This window comes from Halomonas sp. ND22Bw (assembly GCF_003011945.1).
Taxonomy (GTDB): Bacteria; Pseudomonadota; Gammaproteobacteria; order Pseudomonadales; family Halomonadaceae; genus Halomonas; species Halomonas halophila.
This window is the reverse complement of sequence record NZ_PXWD01000923.1, coordinates 1-270: the sequence shown is the minus strand read 5'-3', so window position 1 is coordinate 270 and position 270 is coordinate 1. Positions and strand designations below refer to the sequence as shown.

Here is a 270-nt window from a genome sequence, read left to right as displayed (position 1 = left end):
ACCAGTACGGCGTTGCCATCCATGGCATAAAAGGTATTGAGCAGCAGAACATGGCTGGCATGCCACTGTGCAAGCAGGTCTTCCAACGGTTCGGGCACGCCGTTGCGCTGCTCCTTTGCGGCGATGATGGCGCGGGCCACGTAGGCAGCAGGGTCTTCGTACACCAGCACGAAGCGGGCCTCAGGGTCCAGCCGGTGCCAAAAGGCGGGGGTGTGCGCATCCAGCTCCTGCTGCCAGCCGTAATGGGCAGCGTCTACATTGGCCAGCATC

The 270-nt window shown here is 62.2% G+C and carries 1 protein-coding gene; it reads right to left on the bottom strand.

What is annotated here, in order from left to right:
* Nucleotides 1–270: hypothetical protein (locus tag CVH10_RS26045; RefSeq protein WP_181244605.1), on the bottom strand; the 270-nt coding region annotated here is incomplete at both ends.